This is a genomic window from Streptomyces sp. NBC_00690, from assembly GCF_036226685.1.
Taxonomy (GTDB): Bacteria; Actinomycetota; Actinomycetes; order Streptomycetales; family Streptomycetaceae; genus Streptomyces.
The window spans coordinates 3,568,793-3,591,130 of sequence record NZ_CP109009.1; the positions used below are offsets into that span (position 1 = coordinate 3,568,793).

Sequence of the window (22,338 nt, forward strand, 5' to 3'; positions counted from 1 at the left end):
CTGGTAGGGCTCAGTCTTCGTGAAGGGCTCGGTCTTCGTGGTCGTGGTCTACAGAGACATCCTGTCGAGCAGGGCTGGATCGTCATGGTGAGCCGGACGCCCGGCGCAATCACCTCCTCTGGCTCCTCCGGCACCGGACCCACCGTGTGGTGGCCGCCCCTCATGGGGTTGGCGGTCGTGATCACGGCCTCGGCGCTCACCGACCTCTACACCAGCGCCGAACTCGGGAAGATACTCGCCTGGGCCTGCGCCGCCACGGCCGTTCTCGCACTGGCGTGGACCCTCTTCCTGATACGGCTGCTCCGGCTGGAGCGCACGGGCCGACGAGCCGATGTACGGATGTCCGAGGCCCGCGCCGACGAGGTGGCCCACCTCGTGGAGGTGCGCATTCCGGCGATCGTGGAGTACCTGCGGACCGGCGAGCGGCCCGATGCGGCGCCGGGCCCGCTCGCCGGCGCCGACGAGGTCGGCCAGGGCTTCACCGATGCGCTGGAGGCCGTCGTCGAGGCGCTCGGCTCGGAGGATGCGGTACGCAGGGAACGCACCCTGCGGGACTCCGTGCAGGCGGCCTTCGAATCGGTCGCCCGGAACATGCACGCCATGGCCACGGTCCAACAGCAGGTGCTGGACCGGGTCGAGCAGACCATCGAGGACCCCCGGCTGCTCGCGGAGGTGATGAAGGCCGACCACGCGGCGGCCCAGATGACCCGCAAGGCACAGACCCTGCTGGTGATGTGCGGCATCTGGCCCGCACGGCGCGAGATCAACCCGGTCTCGCTCTACGACTGCGTGCGCGGCGCCCAGTCCCGGATCGTGGAGTTCACCCGGATCGAGGTCCACGGCGGTCAGACGCTGTACGTGGTGCCCCCTGCGGTCGAGGGTCTGATGCACACCATCGCGGAGCTGCTGGAGAACGCCACCGTGTTCTCGCCGTCGCGCACCCAGGTGGTGGTCACCATCCGCGAGGTGGGGGCCGGGGCAGTGGTGGAGATCGACGACGCCGGGCTGGGGATGCCGCCCGACGTGCTGACCCAGTCGACGGCCCGGCTGAAGGCCGATCTGGACCTCGCCAACCTCGGGGCCGTGCCCCGGTTGGGGCTCGCCTGCGTGGGGCGCTGGAGCCGGGAGTTGGGCTTCGGCGTGGAGCTGACCGGCACTTCGGCGTACGGCGGCACCCGCGCGGTGGCCTTCGTGCCCTACCGGCTGCTGACCGAACCGCTGTCGCACTTCTCGGACGGTCGGCACCGGGGGAACGTCCGGTTCGACGAAGTCCGGGCCCGGGAGCAGGCGGGCCGGGCCGGGTGGCCCGCACCCGGATCGCCGCCGTCGGCCGCCCGGCACACGGATGCCGTGAACGTAGGCGCCGCGTACGCGGGAGGCGGATACGGCCCTACGGAATACACCGGAGCGGGTCCGGACGACGGCCAGTACGAGGGTGCGCAGTACGCGGGACCTTCGCCGAGCGGTACGGAGTACGGCGGAATCGGTCGCCCAAGCGAGCGCGCCACGGGCGAGGGCGAGGACTCGCCCGGTGCCGTGTACCGGGCGAGGGGGCGCAGCACAGCATCCGCCGCCTACCACAGCCAGGTCAGGGCGACAGCCGCCTACCGGGACCGCCAGGCCGCCCAGCAGGAGGACGTTTCCCACGGGTACGAGGAGCCGTCGGGCCCGGTGTTCGGGAACCCCCCGGCGGACGGGATGATCGGGGGCTCCGAGGCGTACCGGGGGGCGGTCGCGGCCCAGGCGGCTGCCGCCTATCGCGGTATGGTCCAATCTCCGGTCCCCCAGCCGGGCGCGCCCCAGCACACGACGGCGTACCAGGACGGGCAGGGCGCGGCGCAGCACCCCGGCGCCCACCCGACCCAGGGACGATCCGACACCCAGCCGACCGCACCCCGCACGGACGTCCACCAGACGGCTGCGCGGGTCGAACCCGGGCGGTACGGCGGGGCCCAGCAGGGCGGTACGGCGGACACACCCCTTCGCCCTCCGGGACTGCGCGAGAGCGCCCGACAGAACCAGGGCCAGACGCAGAACTCCACCCCACAGCCCCTGCCCCGGCGACGGAGCCGTCGCGGGGCCGCCGTGGAAGCGGCTGCCCAACAGGCCCTCCAGCCCCAGCCGTCCGTACCTGCGGCACCCCCCGTGCCGGCCGACCGGCCCGCGTGGACACCGGAGGCGGCCCGAGCGTCCATATCCAGTGTGGTCTCCGGCTCCCGCCGCGGTCGCGCGGCCGTGGCCGGTGCCGCGCCCTCCGAGCACCTTTCCGAACCCAATCCGCACCATGGAGGCCGGCTGTGACCGGGATCATCACCAGACTTCCCGACCTGGGCTGGATGCTCCACCCGTTGACCGAGATCCCCGGCGTCCGGCATGCCGTGGTGGTCTCCGAGGACGGTCTGCGCCTCGGGCACGTCTCCGCGGAGCGACTGTCCGGTCCGGTTCCCGCGCTGTCCGTGGCGGAAGCCGAGTCACTGGCGGCGGCCTGCGCCGCCATGACGATGACCGGTCGTTCCACCGCTTCGCTGCTGTTCGGCCGGGGTGCGGGGGTGCGTCAGTTGATGTTGGAGTCCGAGCATGGCTTCGTCCTGTTCACCCATGCCGGAGTGGGCGCACACCTGGGCGTGGCCACCGAGACCGATGCGGACGTCGGTCTGGTCGCCCAGCAGATGCAACTCCTGGTGGCGAAGATCGGCGCACACATGGGCAGCCAGCCACGGGACCCGGTGATCGACTCCTCATGACCAACCGTCCGGAGCACCGGACCCCTTCGGCGGTACGCCCGTACGTGATCACCCTGGGACGTTCGCAGACCGGCACGGCACCGCTGGACTGGGAGACGCTGGTGATGGCCACGGACGCCGCATTCCCCGCGTCCCTCCAACCGGAGCACCACAGGATTCTGACGTTCTGTCAAGGGCTGTTGTCGGTCGCCGAAGTGGCCGCGCATCTCGGTCAGCCACCCCCGGTCGTACAGGTCCTGCTGTCCGACCTCATCGCGTGGGGGCTCATCGTGATCCGCCCGCCCATCCCGCCGGCCGAACACCACGATGTGACCATGCTGAGAAAGGTCCTCCATGGCCTCGAAAGCCGTCTCTGACGCCCAGGACGGGGCGTCGGGACACGAGCAGGGCCCGGGCACGGCGCCGGGCCTTCGACCCCACGCTCCGCCCCGGCAGCCGGCCGGCACAGGTCCCTCGGGCGGCGCACCGGGTCCGGGCGGGCCACCGCAGCCCGGAGCACGGCCCGGGTGGGACACATACGCCGACGGCGCGCACCCGGCCGGCACGCACCGGTCCGACACCTACCCACCCGCCCCGTATCCGCAGGGCACACACGCGCCCACCGCGGCGTTCGGGCCCGGGTCCCCGTACCCACCGCAGCCCGTGGGCAGGAACGGGGAAACGGTTCCTCCGACGCCCCCCTCGGGAACCGGCCCACTGATCGAGCCGGGCCGACCGTGGGGTCCCGCCCAGGAGACCGCCGCACCGGGTCGACCACCGGTCGACCACCCTTCCCCCGCCCCGGGAGGAATCTTCGTCAACCCCACCGTCACGGGCTCCGCGAAGATCCTGATCGTCGGCCCGATCGGCGTGGGCAAGACCACCATGATCGGCACGGTGTCGGAGATCAAACCGCTCTCCACCGAGGCCGTGATGACCCAGGCCGGTGCGCTCGTCGACACCCTGCACTCCCCGGGCAAGACCACCACCACCGTCGCCCTCGACTTCGGCCGCATCACCATCGACGGCGCCCTGGTGCTCTACCTCTTCGGTACACCCGGACAGCAGCGGTTCCTCCCCGCCTGGCGCGACCTGGCCCGCGGCGCCCTCGGTGCGCTCGCCCTCGTCGACACCCGTGACCTCGCCGCCTCCTTCGACGCACTGGGCAATCTGGAGGACCTGGGGCTGCCGTTCGCGGTCGCCGTCAACTCGTTCCCCGACAGTCCTCCCTATCGGGACGAGGAGTTGCGGACGGCACTCGATCTGCTGCCCGAGACCCCGTTGGTGCGTTGTGACGCCCGGGACCTGCGCTCGTCGGTCGGTGCGCTGATCGCCCTGCTCACCCATCTCATCAACACGGCCCGGCCCGCAGTGCCGGCCGTCACGGAGTCCTGGTGACCCTGCCGCCGCCCTCCGGACCGCCCCGCGGGCGGTCCCGGCTCCTCGGCCGCTGTCCTGCGGTCGCCCTCTACGGTCCCGAGTTGGACGGCGACTCGCTCCCCGCCCTTTACGAACAACTGCGGCGGGTACACGGCCCCGTGGCCCCCGTGATGATCGCGCCGGGGGTCTCGGCCTGGCTCGTCATCGGTCATCGCGAAGTCCTCCGGCTCACCCGCGAGGAACAGGACTTCTCCCACGACCCCCGGCACTGGACCCTGCTGCGCGAAGGCCGGGTGCCGCCCGACTCGCCCCTGTTGCCCATCGTCGGCTGGCGTCCCGCGCTGCTCTACACCGACGGGCAACAACACCGCCGGATGCGGACCGCGGTGTCCGACGCGCTCGCCGCGATCGACGGACACGCGCTGCGCCGCACCGTGCGGGCCTCGGCCGAAGCGCTGATCGTCTCCTTCGCGGATCGCCGGGAAGCCGATCTCGTACCGCACTACGCCCGTAGACTCTCGCTCCAGGTCCTGACCGGTCTGCTGGGGCTCGACGACCGCAACGGACAGCTCCTGGCGCAGGCGATCATGGGAGTGATCGTCACCAACGCGGACTCCATCAACGCCAGCGGACGCATGGACTCCATCCTGCGCGAGCTGATCAAGGAGAAGCGGCGCCGGCCGACCGGCGATCTCACCTCGGCGCTGCTGAACCACCCGGCGAACCTCACCGAGGACGAGGTCCTGCACAACCTGGTCGTGATGTTCGTGGCCGGCCACCAGACCACGGTGAACTGGATCACGACCACTCTGCGGGTACTGATCTGCGATCCCGGATTCCGCTCCTCGGTCAGCATCGGTCACCTCAGTGTGGACGACGCCCTGGACCTGGTGCTGTGGCGGTATCCGCCGACGCAGAACGTGCCCGCCCGGTACGCCACCAGGGATCTGGAGCTCGGCGGCCGGCACATTCGCGCGGGAGACATGCTCGTCCTCGGTCTCGCCGGCGCGAACCAGGACCCGGAGGTGTTGCCCGAGGGCGGCACGCCCGTCGTCGGGAACCGCTCGCACCTGTCGTTCGGCGCCGGCCCGCACATGTGTCCCGCCCAGGACCCCGCGCGGCTGATCACCCGTACCGCGGTGGACACCATCCAACATCGGCTGCCCGAACTGGAACTGGCGGTACCGGAATCGGAGCTGGCCTGGGTGCGCTCGCCATGGAGCAAGGGGCTCGCGGCGCTCCCGGTGCGCTTCGCCAAGCCACAACTGCCCCACGCGCCCGAGCACCGCGAACCGTCGGCACAAGCACAGGAGAGCTGACCCCAGAGCTCATCCGGGGAGACTCCACAGCAGGTCACAGCAGGTACGGGAGGCTCGGGGCGGTCGGTAGGCTGAACGGCCTATGCCGACCCACCTCCCGTCCCTCGCCGGTCCGCCCCCGCGGGGCTCCGCGCCCCGCACCGAACCCCCCGCGTCCCCGCGCCGAGCGCTGGCGCTGTTCGTGGCGGTCAAGGCGCTGTGCCTCGCCGTCCTCTTCCTCTGGGCGCAGCTGGCGAACCGCGATGCGTACACACTGCTCTCCGCGCGTTGGGACTCCCTCTGGTACGTCAGGGTCGTCGAGCACGGCTACGACTTCACCCTGACCGCCCCGGACGGTCGGGTCCTGTCCGACATGGCGTTCTTCCCGCTGCTCCCCTGGCTGGAGGAGGGACTCTCCGCAATCACCCCACTGGGCCCGGCGGACGCGGGCGTACTGATCAGCGCGGTCGCGTCCATCGCTGCCGCCTGGGGGATCTTCCGCGTGGTCGACGCGGTGTACGGGGAGCGTGCCGCGCTCTTCACGGTGGCGATCTGGGGGGCACTGCCGGTCGCGATCGTCCAGTCGATGGCGTACAGCGAATCGCTGTTCACGGCCCTGGCCGCATGGGCGCTGTACACGGTGCAACGACGGAACTGGCTGCTCGCCGGGGTGCTCGCATCGCTCGCCGGTCTGACGCGGCCGGTGGGTCTCGCGGTCGCGGCGGCGCTCTGGGTGGCCGCGCTGCTGGCCTGGAAATCGTCGACCGATCGGCGTCGACTGGTGGCCGGGGTGGTGCTCGCCCCCCTCGGCGCGGCCGGATACGTCCTGTGGGTGGGACAGCGGACCGGGAGCCTCTTCGGCTATCTCGATGTCCAGGGCGCCTGGGGCAACGGCTTCGACGGCGGGGTCGCCTTCGCCCGGTTCATCGGCGAACACCTCTTCAGCCCGGCCTTCGCGGCCGGACTCGGTCTGCTGGCGGCCGTCGTCCTGGTGGGCTGGCTCTACGTACGGGGCGTACGACAGGGGCAGCCGCCGTCCCTGCTCGTGTACTGCGGGATCGTGGTGGTCCTGGCGTTGTGCTCCTCGGGGTTCTTCGGCTCCAAACCGCGACTGCTGATGCCCGCCTTCCCCCTGCTGATCCCCCTCGGGCTGGCCCTCGCGCGTACCAGGGCGGCGGTGGCCTGGTCGGTGGTGGCGGGGGCGGCGGCGGTGGCCGCGGTGTACGGCGCGTTCTGGCTGCACGGTTCGGGTCCGCCGTAGGCGCGGGGGGCGGTCGGGCTGCGGACGCTCCCCGGCTGACCGAGACTGGCTTACCGGGACCGGCTCACCGAGGCTGGCTCTCGCGGACAACACGCACGGCCGCCAGGCCCGGAGAGGACCCTCCATGCCTTCTGTCATCGCCGTCACCGGCGCGAGTGGACGCATCGGCGGCCGGGTCGCCGAACGACTCGCCGCGCAGGGGGAGGACGTACGGCTCCTCGGCCGCAACCCCGCCCGACTGCCGAAGATCGCGGGAGCCCGCGTCGGTCCGGCCGCCGCCTACGGCGACGGCGAGGCGATGCGGACCGCCTGCACCGGTGCGAAGACGCTGTTCCTGGTCTCGGCACACGAGTCCCGGGGCCGGGTGCGGGAACATATGACGGCCGTCGACGCCGCCGTGGCCGCCGGAGTGGAACGCCTGGTGTACGTGTCCTTCCTGAACGCCGCACCCGATGCCACGTTCACCTTCGCCCGCGACCACTGGCACACCGAGGAGTACATCCGCGCCTCCAACCTCCGCTACACCTTCCTGCGCGACAGCTTCTACCTCGACTCGCTCCCCCGGATGGCCGGCGCGGACGGGGTGATCAGGGGGCCCGGAGGCGCCGGCCGGGTGTCGGCGGTCGCCCATGACGACATCGCCGACTCGGCCGTCGGCGTACTCCTCGGCGAGGGCCATGACAGCGCCACCTACGACCTCACCGGCCCCAGCGCCATCACCCTCGCGGAGGCCGCCGACGAACTGACCCTGATCACCGGCCGCACCATCAGCTATGTCACGGAGTCCGAGGACGAGGCATACGCCTCCAGGTCCGTCTACGGCGCCGAGTCATGGGAGGTCGCCGGCTGGGTCACCTCGTACGAGGCGATCGCCAGCGGTGAGATGGCGACCGTCTCGGACTCGGTGCCCAAACTGGCGGGACACCCCGCACAGTCATTCGCGCAGTTCCTCCGCGAGAACCCGGAGTCCTACGCGCACTTGATCCCATGACGCCAGACGTCGGTCACCAGCGGAACACCGGGCCGGTAGGCAAGATGGACATGGCTGGGCGCGTCCAACAGCACCAGATCCGCGTGCGCCCCCGGCGCGACCCTGCCCTCTGACGTACTGCGCAGAGCAGCGGCCCCACCCGCGGTCGCCGCCCACAGCGCCTCGTCCGGGGTCATCCCCATGTCACGCACGGCGAGCGCGATGCAGAACGGCATGGACGACGTGTACGACGACCCGGGGTTGCAGTCGGTGGAGAGCGCGACCTTCACTCCCGCATCGAGCAGCCGCCGCGCATCGGGCCACGGGGCACGGGTGGAGAACTCGGCCCCGGGCAACAGGGTGGCGACCGTGGAGCCACTGGCGAGCGCATCCACATCGGCATCCGTCAGATGGGTGCAGTGATCGGCGCTGGCCGCCCCCAACTCGACCGCGAGTTGCACACCGGGGCCGTGGCCCAGTTGGTTGGCGTGCACACGGGCGATGAGGTCCTGCGCGATCCCGGCGGTGAGGACCGCCCGGGCCTGGTCCTCGTCGAAGGCGCCCTTCTCGCAGAACACATCGACCCAGCGGGCGTGCGGGGCACAGGCGTCCAGCATCTCCCCGGTTACCAGGTCCACATAGCCGGCGGGGTCATCGGCGTACTCGGGAGGCACGATGTGGGCGCCGAGATAGGTCACGTCGTCGGTGTGCCGCCCGGCGATCCGCAGTGCCCGGACCTCGTCCTCGACGGTGAGTCCATAACCGGACTTGACCTCGATGGTCGTGGTGCCCTGGCGCAGGGCCTCCGCGATATGACGGCTGAGGTTGGCCTCCAGTTCCGCGTCCGACGCGGCCCGGGTGGCGGCGACCGTGGTCCTGATGCCCCCGGCCGCATACGCCTGACCGGACATCCGGGCATTGAACTCGGCCGTACGGTCCCCCGCGAACACGAGGTGTGAGTGGGAGTCGACGAACCCGGGGATGCCGGCGCGGCCTTCGGCGTCGTGCACGGTGTCCGCGGCGGGCGCGTCCGCGGCCCGGCCCACCCAGGCGTAGCGCTCCCCCTCGATGACCACCGCCGCATCCTCGATGAGGTGAAGCGGTCCGTCATCGCCGAACGCGGGGTCATTGGTGACGAGGCTGCCGATATGGGTGATGAGGGTGGTGCTCATGACGTCCTCTCGCAGGTCATGCCACACGTTACGACGCACTGCCGGCCCGGTCAGCCTCCGGGACGGTGTCGAACCCGGCATCGACGAAGGTGAACCCGTGCCCACCGGGGTGCCCCAGGAAGAGGGTGCAGGCGTCCTGGGCACCTCCGGGCAGTCCGTTGTCCGCGGTGCAGTCCGCTAGAACGGCCACGGCCCGGGGCTCCTGCCCGTCCTCCCACCGCGCCCAGACATCGCCGCGATCACCGTCGAGCGCGCGCACCAGATCGAGGTGCGGACCGAGGTGGCCGCCCTCCAACGGGCACCGCAGTCGGGTCACGACCTCCAGCGGATGCCCGGGCTCGTCCGGTGCGATCTCCAGGGCGAACAACAGCAGTTGGAGCGGGAGATCGGCGCTTGCCGCACACACCTGCCCGGTGTGCCGGCTCATGTCGACTCCCCTCGGGCGACCAGGCACCAGATCCGCCCGCCGTCAGCGATCCCCCAGGCATCGGCCACGGCCGCGACCAGCCCGAGACCCCGCCCGCTCTCGTCGAACAACCCGGGCACCCGAGGACAGGGCACCTGCGGCCCGCTCCCACTGGCCACCTCGATTCCGACGTGACCACCGGTGCGCCACAGCCGTACGTCGACGGTCTCGCCCTGCCCGTGCTGAAAGCCATTGGTGACAAGCTCCGACAGCAACAGATCGACCCTGTCGGCGAGCGCTTCCCACTGCCAGATCCGCAGATGCACCAACCCGATGCGCCGCATCAGACCGGCCCAGGTCCGATCCTGCACACTCATCGGCTCCCCGACCCGCCCGGTCCTGCACACGCTGACCTGAAACCCGAGCTCTATGTCCGACTGCGCGATGGTCAGTTGCCCGATGTGGTGGGCGGTGGGGGCGTCGGGCTGAACGACGGCGAGGGGCATGGGTGTGGTCCTCCACGATCTTCGGACAGGCAAAAGCCGGACCTCAAGAGGCAGAGAAGGTCCAGTTTTGTTCATCGGCGTCCGACTTGGCTGTGACTCAACCACCGTGGGGCATCGGCGAGTTACTGTGCAAGCGCAACAGAGAGCATTCGGAAATTGGCAATTGCCAGAGCACTGACACGGGCTTCTGGAGCCTCGACAAGGGGTGGGACACTCGGGGGCACGACCTGCGTCGGCGCCCCACAGAGGTCACGGCATGCGCCAACAGACCGATGGCGAAAGGAGACATCGAAGTGGCAGCAAAACGGGGAGCTACGTTCCGACGCAGAGAGCTTGGCAAGGAGCTTCGCAAGCTTCGTGAAAAGGCCGGCTTAACCCTTCAGGAAGCATCTGAAGAGCTGGGTTTCTCGCACACCAAACTGGCTCGGGTGGAGATCGGCGAGAACGATCTGCCCAGGTCAGGCGATCTCGAAGCCCTCATGGACCTATACGACGCCCACATGCCCCGGGAGGACCGGGACACACTGCTCAAGCTCCACCGTGAGTCACTGAGCAAGGAGCCGTGGACGCCGTACAAAGCATTCATGCCGTCGAAGATGCCGACGTTTCGAGGACTGGAGCAGGACGCACGGGTGATGCGCGCGTTCCAGCCCAGTTTCGTTTACGGGCTGCTTCAGACGGACGCGTACGCCCGAGCGCTGTACTCGATTGCCAAGCCCGTGGACGAAACCACCTCCGAGTACATCGAGCGCAACGTCCATCTCCGGATGGAGCGGAAGGAGTTGATCACCCGTTCGGAAAGCCCATTGGAGCTGCGCGTTGTGATGGACGAGACATCAGTGAGACGCGTGATCGGCGGACCCGAGGTCATGCGGGACCAGCACAGAGCGATCGCAGAAATGGGCCAACTAGACAATGTGACGGTGCAGATCCTCCCCCACGATGTCGTGACCTATCGCGCAGAGATGAACTTCGCGATTCTCGACTTCGACGACGCGTTGGCATCCGTCCTACAGATCGACATGTGGAACACCATCAGCGTGACGGACGAGTGGAGTGATGTACAGCGCAGCATCCGCCGATTCGATGCGATGCGTGACAGCGCCCTCCCTCCGACCAAGACAGCCGACTTTCTCCAGAAGCTAGCTAGCGAGTGGGAGTAGCCATCAGCAGCCACACCGAAGAGTCCGCCTGGTTCAAGTCCTCGCACAGCAACGACTCTGGAGGCAACTGCCTGGAAGTCGCACAGCTAACCTCTCGGGTCGGCATCCGCGACTCCAAACGCAAGCAGGGCCCGGCTCTGGCCGTCCCATCGACCGCTTGGCACAAGTTCGTCGCCTTCGCAGCCAATCGCGCGCCACTGGACTGACCACCAGCCAAGCTCCCATGGGGACGAGCGTGCGGAGTGCCCCTCCCTCCTACTCGGACGAGGGGCACTCCGCACGTGGCACTTCCGGGCAGCAGCAAGTTCGTCATCTTCGCAGCCTGGTGGACACGGCTGGAGGGCGAAGGCTAGTCCCAGGTGGGTGGCGGCACAACAGAAGCCGCGTCCATGCCATTGTGTTCGAAGGAGCGTGAACTCAGTTCAATGCTACTGATGAGCACACCCGGAACCTGCTCCATCCGAGAAAGGGCTTCCTTCATCGCACCCATGAGGTTGTCCGCCTCGAAGTAGCACTCGAACTTGGTGAAACCGGGCCCTTGTTCAATTCCGACGAACCCATCGGCGAAGCAGTCAAGATGGGCCATGATGTCGTCCTGCTCCGGCGTAATTGGCTCATGCGCATGCATGATGAAGTGCCAACTAGGCGCATCCGCGATGCTTTCGTGTGAATTCATCGATCCTCTTTGCTTCATTCCCTGGGTTCCGAGGGGTGCAGTACACGGTGAAGGTCTCGCTACACGGACAGCAGAGGACATAGCCCCAGTGATGACCATTTCTATCGTGCTTCACCTTAAGTCCACACCCCTCGGCCCTCTTCAGCGCTGCCTCAATGTCCTTCTTCTGATGTCGATCCCCAAGCCCCATGACCATACTTATTACTCCTGCCGCTCACAGCGGGAGTACCGACCGACAAGCACACCACTCGAAAGAGTGCCGACAACGAGACAGCCGGCAGGCCGCGCCAGAGTAGTCGGCGCACGGCCGCAGCCAGTCAGACAGGAGGCGGACCCACAGAAGCCGCGGTCCTGGTTCTGTATGGGCATTCTGCTGCGCCTCGCTGACCCCCAAGGGTCAACGGCGATGAGGCCGTGAGAGTAGTCGTTGCAGCCACACAGCGCGTCGGTGCTTTCGTTCCACCGTTGAGGGCCACACGTCAGTCGGCATACGGATCGGCGTACGGTTCCAAGTTGCCCCGTACTTCCGCGTTCGCCGCCGCCATGCGGGGCCCCGCCGCGTAGTAGCGGGCGCGTGCCTTGCCGTGGGGTGTGAGCCAGCCCAGTCGGACCAGTTCGCGGATGTCGCGGATCGCCTGCTGGTCGGAGAGTTCGGCGTCCTGCTGGTAGACCGTGCGCCGCACCTTCGATCCCCAGAACGCAGGCAGCAGCGCATAGACGACCCGTTCGTCCAGACCGCTTTCTGCGGCGGTATCGCCCAGATGGATCCATGCCCGCGACAGCAGGTCCGTACGGCGTTGTGCCTGTTGGGCCTGACGGTGGTGGGCTTCCAGACAGAAGCGAATCCACGGGTGGGTATCGCGCTCGGGAGTCCACCGGGGCCCGCCCACCTGCTGGAGTACGCGGTAGTAGCCGTATGTGTTCTGGCCCCGCCCCAGCCACTCCTCGATGGAGGAGAACTCAGGCGGCATCAGCGCCTCGCGGGCGAACACCAGCGTCGACAGTGCCCGGGACATCCGCCCGTTCCCGTCCTTCCACGGGTGGATGTTCACCAGGTTCAGATGGGCCATGGATGCCCTGACATGCACCGGCGCATCCAGTTCGCCGTCGTTCAGCCACTCGATCAGTTCGCCCGCGAGGGAGGGAACCAGTTCGGAGTCCGGGGCCGTGTAGGCGGGCACCAACGGATCGTCGGGGCTGGTGACGAACACCGGCCCATCGCGCCAACGGCCCGGGCGCTTGTTCAGGTGGTGGCCTTGGAGCATGAAGTGAAGACCGTTGAGCAGGCCAGCGTCGTAGCGGAAGTCGTCTGCCGCGTCCGCGAGGGCCTGGATGTAGGTCATGGCACGCTGGTAGCCCTCCAGCTCCGCCCGGGTGCGATCAGCCGTCTCCAACGGCTCCTCGCCCGTCATCAATGCTTCGACATCGTCCACGGTCGCTGCGTAGCCCTCGATCGTGTTCGATCCCGCGATCGCTCGCGCGGTCAGGTTCCGTCGCAGGTGAACCATCCAAGGTGGCCCGCCGTTGGTGACGTCTAGAAGCCCATCACTCATCTTCTCGATATCGGAGAGCACACGGAGATCGTCGGCATCGAGTGCGGGGGTTGCGTACAGCATGTCCCGATCACACGGCGGCCCGAAGGAAGTGTCAAAACCCCCCGCCCCGAACAGGCGGCTACGCCCGCAGGGCCCCGATCGCGTCCCCCAGGGCCAGTGCGACATCCGGGACCAGCAGGTGTTCGCCGTCGCGGACGATGGTGCGACCGCCCACCACCACATGTCTGACGTCCGCCGCCGTGCCGGCGAACACCACCGCCTCCGCGGCCATCCGGCGTGGGGGGCCGATCGTGCGGACCGAGTCCAGGGCGATCGTGGTGAAGTCGGCGAGGGCGCCCTGTTCGAGGGTGCCGGCGTCCGGCCAGCCGAGTGCGGCGTGGCCGTCGGCGGTGGCTGCGCGGAGGAGGGCGGGGGTGGTCCAGTGGCCGCGGGTGCGGGTGCGCAGGCGCTCGTCGAGTTCCATGGCGCGTGCCTCTTCCAGCAGGTCGATCACCGCATGGCTGTCGCTGCCGAGGGAGAGCGGGGAGCCAGCGCGTTGGAGGGCGACGGCCGGGCCGATGCCGTCCGCGAGGTCGCGTTCGGTGGTGGGACACATGCAGATGCCGGTACCCGCGCCGCCCAGGGTGGTGATGTCGTCATCGGTGAGATGGGTGGCGTGGACCGCGGTGACCGTGGGCTTCCAGAAGCCGGCGTCGGCCAACAGTCGGGTGGGGGTGCGCCCGTGGACGGCGAGGCACGCCTCGTTCTCGGCGGGCTGTTCGGAGAGGTGGATGTGGACGGGTACCCCGTCGGTGCGGGCGGCGAAGTCCTCGTAGCCGTCGCGGTCGGAGAAGGCCCGTACGGAGTGGATCGCCGCTCCGATCCGTACCCGGTCGCTGGCCTGGAGCAGGCTCCAGCGCTCGTGCCAGGCGTCGAGCGAGGCGTCGCCGAAGCGTAGTTGGGGTCCCTCCAGGGGCCGGTGACCGTTGTGGTCGAGGCCGCCGCGGAGGTACACGGTGTCGAGGAGTGTGATGCGGATGCCCGCTTCGACAGCCGCGGCGATCAGGGCTTCGCCCATGGCGTTGGGGTCGGCGTAGGGCGTGCCGCCCGGGCCGTGGTGGAGGTAGTGGAACTCGCCGACGGACGTCACTCCCGCCAGGGCCATTTCGGCGTAGACGGCCCGGGCCAGGGCGAAGTAGTTGTCGGGGGTGAGGCGGTGGACGGCGGTGTACATCATTTCGCGCCAGGTCCAGAATGAACCGCCGCCGACCTGGACCGTGCCACGCAGGGCTCGGTGGAAGGCATGTGAGTGGGTGTTGGCCAGGCCGGGGATGGTCAGGCCGCGCAGCACTTCCGCGCCGGGCGGTGGGGTGTCCGCGCCGGTGCGGACGGCCGAGATGCGACCGTCCGCTACCTCCAGCACCACACCGGGTTCGGTGTGGACGCCCAGCCAGGCGTGTTCGGCCCAGTACACGATTCCCGGGGTCAGCGGCACGCGAGACCTTCCAGTACGTCGGCGAGTGCGAGGACCCCGGCCGTGCAGTCGTCCTCGTCCGCGCGTTCGGCCGGGGAGTGGGAGACGCCCGTGGGGTTGCGTACGAACAGCATGGCGGTCGGGACGGCTGCGGAGAGGATTCCGGCGTCGTGTCCCGCTCCCGTACCGAGAACGGGGGTCGCGCCGCCCAGCAGGCGGTTGATCTCGTCCCGCAGGGCGTGCTCGAACTCCACGACCGGGGTGAAGGACTCCCGGACGACGGCGAGGTCCACCCCGTTGCGTTCCGCGTGCTCCCGTGCGGCCCGCTCGACCTCGGCGAGGACCGTGTCCAGCGCCGACTGGTCGGCGGCCCGGGAGTCGAGCCAGCCCCGGACCAGGGAGGGGATCGCATTGACGCCGTTGGGTTCGACGGCGACCTTGCCGAAGGTGGCGACCGCGCCCGCCAACTCGGCCGCGCGACGGGCGGCGAGGACGGTTTCCGCGTAGGTGAGCATGGGGTCGCGGCGGTCGACGAGTCGGGTGGTGCCGGCGTGGTTGGCTTCGCCGCGGAAGTCGAAGCGCCACCGTCCGTGCGGCCAGATCGCGCTGGCGATGCCGACCGCGTCCCCGGTGAGGTCGAGGGCCCGGCCCTGTTCGACGTGGAGTTCGACGTACGCGCCGATGCGGTCGAGTCGTTCCCGGTCGGGGCCGATGGCCTCGGGGTCGTATCCGGCGTCCGCCATGGCCTGCGGCAGGCTGGTGCCGGCCGCGTCCTTCAACTCGTACGCCTGCTCGCGGCTGAGGAGGCCCGCGGTGAGGCGGGAGCCGACGCACGCCAGACCGAAGCGGGCGCCCTCCTCGTCGCCGAAGTTGGTGATGGCTAGTGGGCGTGTGAACCGTGCTCCCCTGCCGCGGAGTTCATCGAGCGCGGCGAAGGCGCTGACCACGCCGAGGGGGCCGTCGAAGGCGCCGCCGTCGGGGACGGAGTCCAGATGGGAGCCGGTGACCACGGCGTCCCCTGCGGCGGGGTCGCCGAGCCAGGCCCACTGGTTGCCGTTGCGGTCGGTCTCGTAGTGGAGTCCGCGGGCGTGCGCCTGCTCCTGGAACCAGGTGCGGCAGTCGGCGTCGGCGCCGGTCCAGGCGTAGCGCCGGTAGCCGCCGCTGTCCCGGTCGCGGCCGATGGGGGCGAGCTCCTTCCACATGGTGTGGAAGGAACTCGGTGCGGCGGTGGTCACTCGCCCTCCCGCATCGGGATGCGGACGCCCCGGGCGTCGGCGACCGCTTCGGCGGTGTCGTACCCGGCGTCCACATGACGGATGACGCCCATCCCGGGGTCGTTGGTGAGCACCCGGCGGACCTTCTCGCCTGCGAGTGCGGTGCCATCGGCGACCGTGACCTGACCGGCGTGGATGGAGCGGCCCATGCCGACGCCTCCGCCGTGGTGGATGGAGACCCAGGAGGCGCCGGAGGCCACATTGACCATGGCGTTCAGGAGCGGCCAGTCGGCGATGGCGTCGGAGCCGTCGAGCATGGCTTCGGTCTCCCGGTAAGGGGAGGCGACCGAGCCGCAGTCGAGGTGGTCGCGGCCGATGGCCAGCGGTGCTGCCAACTCTCCGCTGGCGACCATGTCGTTGAAGCGCTCGCCGGCGCGGTCGCGTTCGCCGTAGCCGAGCCAGCAGATGCGGGCGGGCAGTCCCTGGAAGTGGACGCGTTCTCCGGCGAGGGTGATCCAGCGGCGCAGCGATTCGTTCTCGGGGAAGAGTTCGAGCATGGCGCGGTCGGTCTTGGCGATGTCAGCGGGGTCGCCGGAGAGCGCCGCCCAGCGGAAGGGGCCCTTGCCCTCGGTGAACAGCGGGCGAATGTAGGCGGGCACGAAGCCGGGGAAGGCGAACGCCCGCTCATAGCCGGCGAGTTGGGCTTCGCCACGGATGGAGTTTCCGTAGTCGAAGACCTCGGCGCCCGCGTCCTGGAAGCCGACCATGGCTTCGACATGGCGGGCCATCGACTCCCGGGCCCTGAGGGTGAAGTCCGCGGGCTTCTCCGCCGCGTAGGACGCCATCTCGTCGAAGGGGACGCCCAGCGGGAGGTAGGCCAGGGGGTCGTGGGCCGAGGTCTGGTCGGTGACGATGTCGATGGGCGCGCCCATGGCGAGCAGCTGCGGCAGCAGTTCGGCGGCGTTGCCGAGGACGCCGATGGACAGCGGGCGGCGGGCGTCCCGTGCTTCGGTGGCGAGCTGGAGTGCGTGTTCCAGGGAGTCGGCGCGGGTGTCGAGGTAGCGGTGTTCGATGCGGCGCTCGATGGCGCGCGGGTCGCAGTCGATGCAGATCGCGACACCGTCGTTCATGGTGACGGCGAGCGGTTGCGCCCCGCCCATGCCGCCGAGGCCGGCGGTGAGGGTGATGGTGCCGGCCAGGGTGCCGCCGAAGCGCTTGGCGGCGACGGCGGCGAAGGTCTCGTAGGTGCCCTGGAGGATGCCCTGGGTGCCGATGTAGATCCAGGAGCCGGCCGTCATCTGTCCGTACATGGTCAGCCCGAGGGCTTCGAGGCGACGGAACTCCTCCCAGTTCGCCCAGTCGCCGACCAGGTTGGAGTTGGCGATCAGTACGCGCGGGGCCCATTCGTGGGTCTGCATCACACCGACCGGGCGGCCGGACTGGACGAGCATGGTCTCGTCCTGCTTGAGCGTTTGCAGGGTGCGAACCATGGCGTCGAAGGAGCGCCAGTCGCGGGCCGCCTTGCCGGTGCCGCCGTAGACGACGAGCTGGTCGGGGTGTTCCGCGACTTCGGGGTCGAGGTTGTTCTGGAGCATGCGGAGGGCGGCTTCCTGCTGCCAGCCCAGGGTGCTCAGTTCCGTACCGCGCGGAGCCCTGACCGGGCGGGGACCCGAAGGGGGCCCTGCGGGCTTCGAAGGTGCTGACATGGAACGAGCCTCCTCATGGCCGCGACGACCAATATTGTGTCCGTTATTCACATCCTGACTAGATGAATACCTCTAGTCAACAGATGCGCCGGGGTCGACCCGAATGATTGGCTATTGCAATGACTGTTGACCGTCGTCACCACGCCGTACGTGCCGCCCTCCAACAGGGACTCCTCACCGAGGAACAACCGGTGGTCGCCCTCCTCGACATCGCAGGTATCCGAGCCTCCGCCACCGCTCTGCGCGCCGCGTTCGCGGCCGTGACGGACGCCCCCGTACTGCACGCGTTCGCCGTCAAGGCCGCACCGCTCGTACCCGTACTCGCCCTGTTGAACGACGAAGGCATCGGCGCGGAGGTGGCGAGCCCCGGAGAGTTGGCGCTCGCCCGCGCGGCCGGGGTGCCGGCGAACCGCATCGTCCTCGACTCCCCCGCCAAGACACCCGCCGAACTCGCCGAAGCGCTCACCCTCGGCATCGCGGTCAACGCGGACAACCCCCAGGAGCTCGCCCGGCTCGACGCCTGGGCCGAGGGCACCGCATCGGCCCTCGGCATACGGGTCAATCCGCAGGTCGGCGGTGGTTCCATCGAGGCACTGTCCACAGCGACGGCAACCTCCAAGTTCGGAATCGCGCTCCGGGACGAAGGCGCACGCGCCGCGGTCGTACGCGCCTACCTCGACCGGCCCTGGCTGACCCGACTGCACACCCACTCCGGCTCACAGGGCATACCGCTGGCCCGAATGATCGACGGCGTACGGGAGGTCCACGGCCTCGCCGAGGAGATCAACGCGGCGGCCGGACGGCAACAGATCACCACTATCGACATCGGCGGCGGGCTGCCCGTCAACTTCGCATCGGACGAGACGGCACCGACGTTCGCGCAGTACGCACAGCTACTCAAGGAGCAGGTGCCCGGACTGCTGGACGGGCGGTACGGGCTGGTGACCGAGTTCGGCCGTTCGCTGCTCGCCAAGAACGGCTTCTTCCTGGCCAGGGTGGAGTACACCAAGGTGTCCGGCTCCCGGCCGATCGCGGTCACGCACGCGGGGGTGCAGGTGGCCACCCGTACCGTCTACGACCCGGCGTCCTGGCCTCTGCGGATCGCCGCCTACGACGACAAGGGGTCGCCCAAGACGGGCGAGCCGGTCGTGCAGGACGTGGCGGGGCCCGCGTGCTTCGCCGGCGATCTGCTCGCGGCGGGGCGTCCGCTGCCGCTGCTGGAGCCGGGCGATGTGGTGGCCGCCCTGGACACGGGCGCCTACTACTTCTCCAACCACTACGGCTACAACAGCCTGCCGCGGGTCGGGGTGCACGGCTATGCGGTGGAGGGTGACGAGTCCGACTCCGTGCGCTTCTCGCTGGTACGCGCCCCACAGACCATGGCGGAGATCGTGGCCGAGTCGGGCGGGGGGCTCGCGGGGTCGCTGCTGTAACGGTGGCAGTACGACCACCGGGGGTGCGGTGCTCAGTACTCAAAGGGGCCGGGGGTGCTCAAAGGAGCTGGGGTTTGAACGGGTAGATCCCCACCTCGACCTCTTACACACCGTAAGACATAGCGCTCACCCATGGTGCCTGACAGGGCTGTAAGAGTTAGCTGCTTCGGGGCTCCGGGCGACTTCTGGGAGGTCGCCCGGCACCCTGTGCACGACATGGGCCCGGCTGGCCGTATGGCCGCTCGGCATCCACCGCCGTCGCTCCGGGGGCGATTGTCACAGCCGACTGCTTTCCTGGAGTCATGGCGAACAGAAGCGTGGTCGTGGAGCGCCGGATCGCGGCCCCCGCAGAGCGGGTCTGGCGCGCACTGACGGACCTGGAGAGAGCACCCGCCGTCCTCAGCGGAGTGGACGCGGTCGAAGTGCTCTCGCCAGGGCCCTTCGGGGTCGGGACGCGCTGGCGGGAGACCCGGCGCATGATGGGCAAGCAGGCGACGGAAGAGATGTACGTGACGTCCAGCGAGCCACCGCTCCGGTATGTGGTGGAGGCCGACTCCCAAGGCGCCCACTACACCTCGGAGTTCGTCCTACGGGAGGTGGGGCCCGAGGAGACACAGGTGCGGATGGTGTTCACGGCGGTGCCGCCCTCGGGGATCAGTGGGTTGCTCGCCAGGGTCTTCGGGGCGATCGGTGCCAGAGCCGTGGCCAAGACGATCGGCCGGGATCTGGCGGACGTGGCGGCGGCGGTCGAGCAGGGATACGGCACGGTCTGAGCAGGCGGGGCCCTTGGCACCGGGCCCCGGGCTCCGCCCCTGCACATGCCCGCTCGGCGCTCCCACCACTTGCTCGTACTCGCTCAGCGGTCCCGTGCTCGCTCAGCCCTCTCGCGCTCCGGTGCTCCCGTGCTGCTGTGCTGCTGTGCTGCTGTGCTGCTGTGCTCGCCGGATGTCAGTTGGCGGGGCCGCTCCAGCCGCCACCGAGCAGTTCCCTGACCCCCAGCCTGATCGCGTCCGCATCGGTGGCCACCTCACGGGCCCTGGCCCGACCCAACCAGAGCGCTCGCTCCTGTTGCTCCTGGCGCAGTGCGGCCAGATCCACGATGACCCCGGCCGGCGGTCCGGTCGCCTCCAGAGCGAGGATGCGCTGATCCATGGCGGCCAGCAGCGCTCGATCGAATGCGGTGACCGCATCGAGGAACACACTGGTCGGCACCTCGACCCGCCCCATCAAGGGGCAGCTGAACTCGATCTCGACATCAGGGCGGTGCATCCAGTCGACGGTGACGAGATCGCCGTCCTCGGTGATCGTCCGCCACCACCGAATGTGGGGAGGGTTGCGCAGGGGACCGAGATAGATCGAATGCTCGGCGTGCCACTGCTCCGCGGTCTCCGCCTGCGGCGTGCGGTCACCACGCGGCCAGTCGTCCCGGTCCCGCGTCACAAAGCCGACGAGGTCGTCGGGGATCGGCTCCAACACCGTGGGGACCATCTCCAGCACGTCTTCCCAGAGACGGGCCACGTAGTAGTCGGCATAGGGGAACGCCCGCTCCGCACCGAACTTCGCCGCCCATCGGTGCAGCGTGCGATCTGAGTAGCGCAGCAGTTGGTGGCCGCCCACCTCGATCCAGTACCAGCCGTCCGTCAGTCCGAACCAATGCAGCGAGGGTTTCTCCCCACCCCACGGCCGGACGTCCGCCAACGGTCGCAGTTCGAATCGGAATCGCATCACGACAGGAGTGTGGCAGCCCGCCGCAAGCCCCCGAACCCACCACAACCCACCCGCTCCGGGCGTTGCCGGAAGAACCGATACCAGGCCGTGCCCACCCGTACCCCCACGACGTCTTCCCAGGTCGCCGAAAGGCGGACGTCGCCCCACCGTCAGGGACAGGAGGGGTACACAACGAACGCAGAAGCTGCACATCCCCCAGGCATCAGAAGGGACTTCGGGGGCAGACCTCCTCCCACACCGCACCAGGAGATCGGGAGAGAGGCCCATGACCACCGCATCCGAAACCGCCAGAGCCGCAGAGGTTCCGGACGGCGACGGTCCGCTGAAGCGGGCCATCGGGCCGAAGTTGCTCATCCTGTTCGTGATCGGCGACATCCTCGGCACCGGAATCTACGCAACGACCGGCAAGGTCGCTGGCAAGGTCGGCGGCGCCCTGTGGCTTCCGTTCCTCATCGGCTTCATCGTCGCCGTGCTCACCGCGGCCTCGTACGTGGAACTGGTCGGCAAGTACCCCAAGGCCGCGGGTGCCGCGCTGTACACGCAGAAGGCGTTCAAGGTCCCGTTCGTCACCTTTATTGTCGCGTTCCTGGTGATGTGCTCCGGCCTGGCGTCGGCCAGTGCCGCGGCACGGGCGTTCAGCGGTGACTACTTCCTGGAGTTCACCGACGCCGTCCCGGCCACCCTCATCGCGATCCTCTTCATCCTCGCCCTCGCCGCACTCAATCTGCGCGGTGTCTCGGAGTCGGTGAAGGCCAATGTGGTGCTGACGATCGTCGAGCTCAGCGGACTGGCCATCATCCTCGGCATCGGCGCATGGGCGGTGTTCTCGGGCGACGGCGAGGCATCACGGCTCACCGAGTTCGAAGCGTCCGGCACCGGATACGCGCTGATCACCAGCGTGTTGGGAGCGACGGCCCTGGGCTTCTTCGCCTTCGTCGGCTTCGAGGACTCGGTGAACATGGCCGAGGAGACGAAGGACCCGATCCGCACCTTCCCCCGCGCGATCTTCATCGGGGTCGCCGTCACGGGAACCATCTATGTGCTGGTGGCGCTGGTCTCCTCACTCCTGGTCGACCATCGCACCCTGGCGGGCTCCAGCGGCCCCCTGCTGGAAGTGGTCAAGGCCGGTGGCGTGGACTTCCCGCCCAAACTCTTCGCCCTGATCGCCCTGTTCGCGGTCACCAACTCCGCCCTCATCAACATCATGATGGCCTCGCGGCTCTGCTACGGACTGGCCAACGAGGGCATCCTGCCGCGCGCCATGGGCAAGGTGCTCCCCGGCCGCTGCACTCCCGTCGTCGGCATCGTGTTCGTGTCGGTGCTCGCGATCGGTCTGGTGACCACCGGCGAGATCGAGGGGCTCAGCGACACCACGGCCTTCCTGCTGCTCTGCGTCTTCGCCGTGGTCAACATCGCGGTCCTGGTGCTGCGTCGGGACCGGGTCGCCCACAAGCACTTCCGCACTCCCACCGCGCTGCCCGTGCTCGGTGCGGTGACCGCACTGATCCTGGCCAGCCCGCTGGCGGACCGGGATGCCGAGGTCTACATCCGGGCGGGTGTGCTGCTCGCCATCGGCATCGTCCTGTGGGCGGTCAACAAGGCGGTGTTGAAGGCGCGCGGCGAGAGCGTCGCCGACAACGGCTGACAGGCCACAGGTCACAGGCCACAGGTCACAGGTCACAGGCCACAGGTC

22 protein-coding genes are annotated in these 22,338 nt (G+C 69.2%); 12 read left to right on the forward strand and 10 right to left on the reverse strand.

Annotated features, from left to right (window positions below):
• Positions 1-162: 162 nt before the first annotated feature.
• The 7 genes from OID54_RS39205 (at position 163) to OID54_RS15640 (ending at position 7,653) form a co-directional block, all read left to right on the forward strand.
• Complete coding sequence (locus OID54_RS39205; RefSeq protein ID WP_443055598.1) at positions 163-2,301, forward strand: ATP-binding protein; 2,139 nt, start codon at positions 163-165, stop codon at positions 2,299-2,301.
• On the forward strand, positions 2,298-2,744 hold the full coding sequence (locus tag OID54_RS15615) for a roadblock/LC7 domain-containing protein (protein WP_329019917.1): 447 nt from the start codon (positions 2,298-2,300) through the stop codon (positions 2,742-2,744). Before OID54_RS39205 ends, OID54_RS15615 begins: the two co-directional genes overlap by 4 nt.
• On the forward strand, positions 2,741-3,100 hold the full coding sequence (locus OID54_RS15620) for a DUF742 domain-containing protein (RefSeq protein WP_329019920.1): 360 nt from the start codon (positions 2,741-2,743) through the stop codon (positions 3,098-3,100). Before OID54_RS15615 ends, OID54_RS15620 begins: the two co-directional genes overlap by 4 nt.
• Positions 3,101-3,533: 433 nt before the next feature.
• Positions 3,534-4,121, forward strand: a complete 588-nt coding sequence (locus OID54_RS15625; protein WP_329027528.1) for a GTP-binding protein — start codon at positions 3,534-3,536, stop codon at positions 4,119-4,121.
• A gap of 2 nt (positions 4,122-4,123) precedes the next feature.
• The gene (locus tag OID54_RS15630; RefSeq protein ID WP_329027530.1) at positions 4,124-5,422 is read left to right on the forward strand and encodes a cytochrome P450; all 1,299 of its coding nucleotides are present in this window, start codon (positions 4,124-4,126) and stop codon (positions 5,420-5,422) included.
• 82 nt (positions 5,423-5,504) lie between these two features.
• Complete coding sequence (locus tag OID54_RS15635; protein WP_329019923.1) at positions 5,505-6,662, forward strand: glycosyltransferase family 39 protein; 1,158 nt, start codon at positions 5,505-5,507, stop codon at positions 6,660-6,662.
• A gap of 124 nt (positions 6,663-6,786) precedes the next feature.
• Positions 6,787-7,653, forward strand: coding sequence for an SDR family oxidoreductase (locus tag OID54_RS15640; RefSeq protein ID WP_329019926.1), 867 nt, complete (start codon positions 6,787-6,789; stop codon positions 7,651-7,653).
• On the opposite strand, the gene hutI is transcribed toward OID54_RS15640, so the two are convergent.
• From hutI to OID54_RS15655, 3 genes are read right to left on the reverse strand one after another with little or no spacing between them, the layout of a single operon-like run.
• Positions 7,632-8,804, reverse strand: coding sequence for an imidazolonepropionase (gene hutI, locus OID54_RS15645; protein WP_329019929.1), 1,173 nt, complete (start codon positions 8,802-8,804; stop codon positions 7,632-7,634). The two genes, OID54_RS15640 and hutI, sit on opposite strands and share 22 nt — an antisense overlap.
• Positions 8,805-8,832: 28 nt before the next feature.
• Entirely contained in the window at positions 8,833-9,231 is a 399-nt protein-coding gene (locus tag OID54_RS15650; protein ID WP_329019932.1) for a hypothetical protein, read from the reverse strand.
• Positions 9,228-9,716, reverse strand: a complete 489-nt coding sequence (locus OID54_RS15655) for an ATP-binding protein (protein ID WP_329019935.1) — start codon at positions 9,714-9,716, stop codon at positions 9,228-9,230. The genes OID54_RS15650 and OID54_RS15655 overlap by 4 nt, the downstream gene beginning before the upstream one ends.
• 293 nt (positions 9,717-10,009) lie before the next feature.
• Here OID54_RS15655 and OID54_RS15660 point away from each other — a divergent pair, with 293 nt between their 5' ends.
• Positions 10,010-10,879, forward strand: a complete 870-nt coding sequence (locus OID54_RS15660; protein ID WP_329019938.1) for a helix-turn-helix domain-containing protein — start codon at positions 10,010-10,012, stop codon at positions 10,877-10,879.
• Complete coding sequence (locus tag OID54_RS15665; protein ID WP_329019941.1) at positions 10,870-11,085, forward strand: DUF397 domain-containing protein; 216 nt, start codon at positions 10,870-10,872, stop codon at positions 11,083-11,085. The genes OID54_RS15660 and OID54_RS15665 overlap by 10 nt, the downstream gene beginning before the upstream one ends.
• A gap of 143 nt (positions 11,086-11,228) precedes the next feature.
• Here the strand turns inward: OID54_RS15665 and OID54_RS15670 are convergent, their stop codons facing one another.
• From OID54_RS15670 to hutU, 6 genes are all read right to left on the reverse strand, one after another.
• Positions 11,229-11,555, reverse strand: coding sequence for a hypothetical protein (locus OID54_RS15670; protein ID WP_329019944.1), 327 nt, complete (start codon positions 11,553-11,555; stop codon positions 11,229-11,231).
• Entirely contained in the window at positions 11,521-11,745 is a 225-nt protein-coding gene (locus OID54_RS15675) for a hypothetical protein (protein ID WP_329027531.1), read from the reverse strand. The genes OID54_RS15670 and OID54_RS15675 overlap by 35 nt, the downstream gene beginning before the upstream one ends.
• 289 nt (positions 11,746-12,034) lie before the next feature.
• Positions 12,035-13,171 carry a Fic family protein gene (locus OID54_RS15680; RefSeq protein ID WP_329019947.1) on the reverse strand — a complete coding sequence of 379 codons (1,137 nt, stop codon included), beginning with the start codon at positions 13,169-13,171 and terminating at the stop codon, positions 12,035-12,037.
• A gap of 58 nt (positions 13,172-13,229) precedes the next feature.
• Positions 13,230-14,585, reverse strand: a complete 1,356-nt coding sequence (locus tag OID54_RS15685; RefSeq protein WP_329019950.1) for a formimidoylglutamate deiminase — start codon at positions 14,583-14,585, stop codon at positions 13,230-13,232.
• The gene (locus tag OID54_RS15690; protein WP_329027534.1) at positions 14,576-15,766 is read right to left on the reverse strand and encodes an allantoate amidohydrolase; all 1,191 of its coding nucleotides are present in this window, start codon (positions 15,764-15,766) and stop codon (positions 14,576-14,578) included. Before OID54_RS15690 ends, OID54_RS15685 begins: the two co-directional genes overlap by 10 nt.
• A 29-nt stretch (positions 15,767-15,795) precedes the next feature.
• Positions 15,796-17,484: a urocanate hydratase gene (gene hutU / locus OID54_RS15695; RefSeq protein WP_329019953.1), complete on the reverse strand. Its 1,689-nt coding sequence runs from the start codon at positions 17,482-17,484 to the stop codon at positions 15,796-15,798.
• A 119-nt stretch (positions 17,485-17,603) separates the two neighbouring features.
• On the opposite strand from hutU, the gene OID54_RS15700 reads away from it, so the two are divergent.
• The gene (locus OID54_RS15700; protein ID WP_329019957.1) at positions 17,604-18,917 is read left to right on the forward strand and encodes a diaminopimelate decarboxylase; all 1,314 of its coding nucleotides are present in this window, start codon (positions 17,604-17,606) and stop codon (positions 18,915-18,917) included.
• A gap of 302 nt (positions 18,918-19,219) precedes the next feature.
• Positions 19,220-19,690, forward strand: a complete 471-nt coding sequence (locus OID54_RS15705; RefSeq protein WP_329019960.1) for an SRPBCC family protein — start codon at positions 19,220-19,222, stop codon at positions 19,688-19,690.
• A gap of 175 nt (positions 19,691-19,865) precedes the next feature.
• Here OID54_RS15705 and OID54_RS15710 read toward each other — a convergent pair whose 3' ends face one another.
• The gene (locus tag OID54_RS15710; RefSeq protein ID WP_329027535.1) at positions 19,866-20,642 is read right to left on the reverse strand and encodes a DUF5984 family protein; all 777 of its coding nucleotides are present in this window, start codon (positions 20,640-20,642) and stop codon (positions 19,866-19,868) included.
• Between the two features lie 268 nt (positions 20,643-20,910).
• Between OID54_RS15710 and OID54_RS15715 the strand changes: the two genes are divergently transcribed.
• Positions 20,911-22,290: an APC family permease gene (locus OID54_RS15715; RefSeq protein WP_329019963.1), complete on the forward strand. Its 1,380-nt coding sequence runs from the start codon at positions 20,911-20,913 to the stop codon at positions 22,288-22,290.
• Positions 22,291-22,338 lie beyond the last annotated feature (48 nt).

Coding starts and splice junctions, on each gene's coding strand:
- OID54_RS39205 (WP_443055598.1), top strand. CDS start 163: ATGGGGTTGGCGGTCGTGATCACGGCCTCGGCGCTCACCGACCTCTAC.
- OID54_RS15620 (WP_329019920.1), top strand. CDS start 2,741: ATGACCAACCGTCCGGAGCACCGGACCCCTTCGGCGGTACGCCCGTAC.
- OID54_RS15635 (WP_329019923.1), top strand. CDS start 5,505: ATGCCGACCCACCTCCCGTCCCTCGCCGGTCCGCCCCCGCGGGGCTCC.
- OID54_RS15640 (WP_329019926.1), top strand. CDS start 6,787: ATGCCTTCTGTCATCGCCGTCACCGGCGCGAGTGGACGCATCGGCGGC.
- hutI (WP_329019929.1), bottom strand. CDS start 8,804: ATGAGCACCACCCTCATCACCCATATCGGCAGCCTCGTCACCAATGAC.
- OID54_RS15650 (WP_329019932.1), bottom strand. CDS start 9,231: ATGAGCCGGCACACCGGGCAGGTGTGTGCGGCAAGCGCCGATCTCCCG.
- OID54_RS15655 (WP_329019935.1), bottom strand. CDS start 9,716: ATGCCCCTCGCCGTCGTTCAGCCCGACGCCCCCACCGCCCACCACATC.
- OID54_RS15670 (WP_329019944.1), bottom strand. CDS start 11,555: ATGAATTCACACGAAAGCATCGCGGATGCGCCTAGTTGGCACTTCATC.
- OID54_RS15675 (WP_329027531.1), bottom strand. CDS start 11,745: ATGGGGCTTGGGGATCGACATCAGAAGAAGGACATTGAGGCAGCGCTG.
- OID54_RS15680 (WP_329019947.1), bottom strand. CDS start 13,171: ATGCTGTACGCAACCCCCGCACTCGATGCCGACGATCTCCGTGTGCTC.
- OID54_RS15690 (WP_329027534.1), bottom strand. CDS start 15,766: ATGTGGAAGGAGCTCGCCCCCATCGGCCGCGACCGGGACAGCGGCGGC.
- hutU (WP_329019953.1), bottom strand. CDS start 17,484: ATGTCAGCACCTTCGAAGCCCGCAGGGCCCCCTTCGGGTCCCCGCCCG.
- OID54_RS15700 (WP_329019957.1), top strand. CDS start 17,604: ATGACTGTTGACCGTCGTCACCACGCCGTACGTGCCGCCCTCCAACAG.
- OID54_RS15705 (WP_329019960.1), top strand. CDS start 19,220: ATGGCGAACAGAAGCGTGGTCGTGGAGCGCCGGATCGCGGCCCCCGCA.
- OID54_RS15710 (WP_329027535.1), bottom strand. CDS start 20,642: ATGCGATTCCGATTCGAACTGCGACCGTTGGCGGACGTCCGGCCGTGG.
- OID54_RS15715 (WP_329019963.1), top strand. CDS start 20,911: ATGACCACCGCATCCGAAACCGCCAGAGCCGCAGAGGTTCCGGACGGC.